The sequence below is a fragment of the Pedobacter sp. 01T416_2 genome (assembly GCF_056398925.1).
Genome location: NZ_JBFTQI010000431.1, coordinates 1 through 5,065, shown reverse-complemented (window position 1 = coordinate 5,065; position 5,065 = coordinate 1). Strand labels below are relative to the sequence as shown.

The window sequence follows — 5,065 nt, the reverse complement described above, 5'->3', positions numbered from 1 at the left end:
GAGCCGAACCTTGAATTTCCTAAAATGATCCAGGGAGATTCAATTAACCTAATTCAAATTTTTCGAGCAAAACTATTTAGGAATTTTAAGATCAGCAATTTGCTTCAAATCTTCAATAAAAAAGTTCGTTAATGGTCTTGCCAGGAGCACTAATCTAGAAAAACATTCTAAGTTTAACAGTTCCAAGGCTTTTTTAAGGAAGTAAAAAAGATTTAGGTATCAGTCGTGACACCATCCCAATCCTGATCCATCAGCCTGATAATCCAGTTGAGCGCATAGTGCCTTTCATAAACTACACCTTTATCAAGGTTTCCCGGAACCGCCTCATTATTTACCCTGGAATTAACACATGCCCAGTCTAAACGTAATATCAGATCGGCCTGATCAAGAATCTCGGCCTTGCTCCTAAGTTTTGCCTGCTCCCTGAATTCTTTTTCGCTCCGCGAGAACAAATGCTTTACATCACTCCTTACATCACACAGTTTATCGGGGTATACCAGCGTATCGATATAACCGAGTGCCCAGAGCATAACGTGATAACCCTCCGCCCTCCAGTTGGCATCGGTTAGCTGCTGTGAACTGGGATTTTCATTAAGTGCAAATTCTTTTTCAGCAGCGGTGAGCTTTTCCATCACCTTATACTTCTTTTCAACCTCGGCAAGCATTTTTCTGTCAGCTTTTTCACTTTTTAGCTCCAGATAGCACAATGCTATCGCCCTGTCGACGATTTCATCACTGGTCCTGACAGCAACCTGATCCGCCGGATCCAGGAACATTGCATTGGGATTGGTATAAATGGGTACTGCATGAGATCTGCAGACCGCCTCCGATCTTTTCCGCCTTTCCATCTGCTCTTTGGTAGCCTGAATATGCTCTACCGGCACAGACATCGCTTTAACACCCTCAATAGTTAAGGGTTTATTATTAAGCCTATCCCCACCGCAGCCAAAAAGCGTGAGGAATAAACAGATTGCAGTTACTGTTATGGATCGTTTCATTTTGAGTATTTCTGGTTATCAATGCATTAGCCTTAAGCCCCAACTCCCTTTAGGCTGATCATTTTTTTCGTCAACGGCCAACAAAATACAAATATATCATATATAATCCTATGGCAAGGTTATCCGTGATAGCTTCCGACTATCTCATATTTTAAAGCGTCCCCAGATCATCCGTTTCACTTCATCCATCACTTAAAGCGCCGCGAAAAAGCCCCTCCCGAAAAAAAGTGATCAGGGCTTTAGGCAGCTAAGCCAAACCAAAAAAATTAACTGATTTCTTCGAGCAGGGTTAGCAAATCCAGCAGAAACTCAAGGCATATCTCCCTGTCTGACAGAAAATCGATCAGCCGTTTTTCTGTGATATCCCCAAAAGAAGTATCTACCCAGATTGCTCCATTCATATCTAAGCGCAGGCCTTCAATATACTGTTCCAGCTCCCTGCTATCCACACGCCTTTCGATCCGAATCACCTCGTTTTGTATTGCGCTGATGATCTCGGTTTCTGCTTCCCGCAATTTCTGTTTTAACAGCAGGGATACCTTAATTGTGATCATAATCAGACTCCTTTCTATTTTTTAACAGGTTCAGCTTGATAAAAATATCGCGCCAGTAGGCCTGCCGTTTCTGATCAAAGCGGTGCATCTCGGGCGCATCATCGCTGTGCAGGTAGTGGATATAATCAGCAACCTGATAAATGGCCGCCTGCAGGTCATCTACTTCAATTAGATTCCCTTCGTTGTCTGTGATATATTGTTTCATGGCTCATCGTTTAGGTATAAAGAAGTTCTACCGCCTGTTTAAATTTGCTGTTTCCCGAACGGGCGGCATATTTAACGGTTCGGTCATTGACAAAAAGCGCGGTATAACCGTAAAAAAGCTGGTCAGAAAACACCTTGCTGTTTTTACGCATGGCGTGACCATGCTTTTTTAGCAAGCCTGCACATTCTTCGGACAGGCTGAACCAGTAATCAAAGGGCATAAACCCGTTATGCCAATCCTTTTTATAGGCTTCTTGATTCTTGCGGAAATCAGCGCAGACCTCGGCAAGGTGATCCAGCAGCGCAGGCATTTCATCGGGAAAAAGTTCGAATAAAAGTCTCCCTTTCATCGTATTGGTCAATTCATGTAAAGCTTTCATGATCTAAAAATTAAGCAGAGAGGAAACGAATTCCTCCCAGCTGGTCAAACATTAACTTGCTTTGGCTGCGATCAGCTTAGCCCAATAAAGCGCATTCGCTGAAATATGGCGCTGCCAAGCCCCCTGTGAGCCGCTCCAGCGGAAACCATGGCGTTTTAATTCCTTGCGGATTTCTTCATTAGGTTTACCCTCAAAAATCATTTGAAGCCTTCCTGCCTCTTTGTTCTCCCATATCCGGACGTTGCCAACCTGCATATCAAATTCCGCTCTTGCCTTGATTGCTTCCAGCATTTTAATGCGGCTTTCTACCGTTTTGATCTTTGCATTGTTATTGGTCAAACGGTAAGAGGGAAAGCCAACATAACCGCCGCGGCTGGTATCATTCAGCTGCGCCCAGATTTCAGCGGTTGCTGAGGGCAATAATAAAAAGGCCGCTTTATCCTGTTTCCTCAAACACCTATTGGCAGATTTCATAAAATCCTGCAAGGCTTGCAGCCGAGAGAGTTTCTCCTTTAATTTTGTTAAGGCCTCGGGATCATCGGAAAAAATAGCATCATTCGAGGCAATGGTTTCTGCCTTGTCTGCATAATAAGCCGCCTATTTCTGCTTATCCACAGAACGCCCCATGGTATCATGTATCTTCTCCCTGTATCTGCGGTCACGTTTTTCACTATGGTGACCAATTAAAATCGGTTGTCCCATGGGAATGACCGAAGCCATATCTGTGGCCGAGCTGTAAAGCCGATCGGATTCCTTTTCGTTTTTGGCAGCCTGAACCTTCGCATAATTAATGCGGTTTTCTTTGCGCTCATTAAAATCGTGTTTCATCTCTCAAAAAATTCAATCAAAAAATAAATGCCCTTTGATACGCACCAAAGGGCATGAGCATTTTAAGTAGGAATAAAAATCTCGCTTTCAATCTCTGCCAATTTATCCACGCAAAGACGGTTAACATCATCCGCCACCGCTTTAATGATAAAAGGGTTTTTGGTCGAAAACTCCCTGCCATTGTCATCTTCAATGGTCAGCGTACATCCCTGAAAGAAATTAACGTCCGTTTCCTCCGCATCATCCTGCTGCGCCACCTCGAAAGCCTCTAAGGTGCCAATGGTTTCCAATAACTTGCCCCTTTGGTTGATACGGCGGGTGAGATCTAAAGCCAGTTTAATCGTAGTATCCAAATTTCTAGCAGTCTTAACCTTCTCGGCAGGCGTTTTACGCTCGGTTTTATCTGCCACCTCTGTTTTCCCTTTTTCGTCGTCCATTTTACCTTTTAGGGTTTCCACCTTTGCCCCTGCTTTTACCTCTGTTTTAGTATTATCCGAGGATTTATCAAAATCCTTGTTCGGCACAATCGCACTACCATTAGCAGCAGCGGCACCAGTTAAGCCATGAGCTTTATTATCCACTGAACCATTATTTGCAATTGCACTAGAATTAATTACTGTCGTTTTCATAATTTTTTAAAATTTAAATGTGAATGGAAAAAAAATTGAAAMAGCCGCCATCAGCGGCCAAATCCTGCTAGCACCTTCGGTGCTAACAAGGTCAAAAAAATAGGATCGGTGGGCTTCTGCCTTTTATCGTGTTCATGGTACTCTGGGTTTAAAAAATATCAGTCGGCAGGAGCCTCCTGCCTTTTTGATAGTCACCCTCACCTGAACACAATCCATTTTTCAAGACAAGACTTTGCGGAAAAAAAAACCTCGTGAGCGCTAGCTCACAGGGAAGATTTTTTTCCAGCAAACCCGCAGGGCACCGGTCTTGGCGGAAAAGGGATTGTTCAGAAATTTGTGTTCAAAAAAGGTAGAAGCAAAATTTTGTGCAGTTAAAAACACCTTAACCGCTCACATCTACCTTATTCCTCCCAAACCTATCATTCACTAAAACCCAAACTTTTTGACCCGTAAAAAAACCAGAATTAAAAAGCCCCTGGCGAGCGCCAGAGGCAAAAAAATCAGAAAACAATAATCTAATACTGCCCAAGCCGTCTGCCCAGTTCCATCGCCGCCATAACCGAACTCGATTTGGCAATCCCCATCCCCGCAAAACGGCAAAGCCCGGGAAAATCCAAAACAGATAATTCCTGCAAGTTTCCTTCTACACTACCCAGTATACGGTAAGCCAGGTCAATCGCCGATTCATTGGGCGTACCCGAACCGATCAGCATGGCCAGCAGCTCAGTATCGGTCATTGCAGCCGGACCATTCTCCAGCATTTTTTCCCTTGGCCGCAGTTCTACCTCCATTCCTTTAATCCCCCGCACCTCCTTCTTCTGGTTCAAAAAGTGCATATCCTGAACGGATTCATAGCCTTGCCCATAATAAGCGGCCATTGTCATCAATGAAGAAAAGCTTCCGATCAGCATTTCAAAATCCTCCTGGAATACACGCAAGCGCTCCATATTGTAAGTGCCGTCTTCTTGCGCGTCGCTCCTGGTAAAACAGATATAATTGCTCCTGTTACTGGCAACCTTATAATCTAAAAAGTAACGCCTGTTTCCTCGTGAGAAACTCTCCGACACCAAAATGTTGTGTTTTTTCATAATCTATAAAATTTAATTCCAGACCAAAATTCCATGCAGCCCAAAAAATTACAGCAGAAAAAATCAACTTATCTGATAAGGAAAATAGATAACAGTTTCCAAAACAGCCTAACAGTTTTCAGAAAAAATTATCCGATATTAGATATTGTAAACCATTGAAAACCAAGAACAAGTCCGTGAACCAGCATACCACACCAACTGAAAAAACACGCTGCCGCTACTGCGAAAAAGAACTCCACGGCAGAGCAGGAAAAATCTTTTGTAATGTAGATTGCAAAAACAACTTCAACAGCCGCATCCGGTCAGTAAAACGTGCAGAAGAAAACAAACTTTTTCCGGATGTACTCCGGAAAAAGTTTTTTTTCTTCTGCACGTTTTACTGAC

General features: G+C 43.3%; 6 protein-coding genes and 1 pseudogene. All 7 read right to left on the bottom strand.

From position 1 onward, the window contains the following. Positions 1–212: 212 nt before the first annotated feature. On the bottom strand, positions 213–998 hold the full coding sequence (locus AC1DPQ_RS17190) for a DUF4272 domain-containing protein (RefSeq protein ID WP_477610346.1): 786 nt from the start codon (positions 996–998) through the stop codon (positions 213–215). 266 nt (positions 999–1,264) lie between these two features. Continuing rightward, positions 1,265–1,552 carry a hypothetical protein gene (locus AC1DPQ_RS17185; protein WP_477610345.1) on the bottom strand — a complete coding sequence of 96 codons (288 nt, stop codon included), beginning with the start codon at positions 1,550–1,552 and terminating at the stop codon, positions 1,265–1,267. Then, positions 1,539–1,757, bottom strand: coding sequence for a hypothetical protein (locus AC1DPQ_RS17180; protein WP_477586063.1), 219 nt, complete (start codon positions 1,755–1,757; stop codon positions 1,539–1,541). The genes AC1DPQ_RS17185 and AC1DPQ_RS17180 overlap by 14 nt, the downstream gene beginning before the upstream one ends. Before the next feature lie 10 nt (positions 1,758–1,767). Next, positions 1,768–2,136: a hypothetical protein gene (locus tag AC1DPQ_RS17175; protein ID WP_477586061.1), complete on the bottom strand. Its 369-nt coding sequence runs from the start codon at positions 2,134–2,136 to the stop codon at positions 1,768–1,770. A gap of 51 nt (positions 2,137–2,187) precedes the next feature. Continuing rightward, positions 2,188–2,964: pseudogene (locus tag AC1DPQ_RS17170) on the bottom strand (DUF3560 domain-containing protein). Positions 2,965–3,026: 62 nt separating this feature from the next. After that, on the bottom strand, positions 3,027–3,593 hold the full coding sequence (locus tag AC1DPQ_RS17165) for a hypothetical protein (RefSeq protein ID WP_477585179.1): 567 nt from the start codon (positions 3,591–3,593) through the stop codon (positions 3,027–3,029). Positions 3,594–4,108: 515 nt separating this feature from the next. Next, positions 4,109–4,681 (bottom strand): UPF0758 domain-containing protein, encoded by a 573-nt coding sequence (locus AC1DPQ_RS17160; protein ID WP_477585180.1) that lies wholly within the window; start codon positions 4,679–4,681, stop codon positions 4,109–4,111. Between the last annotated feature and the right edge of the window lie 384 nt (positions 4,682–5,065).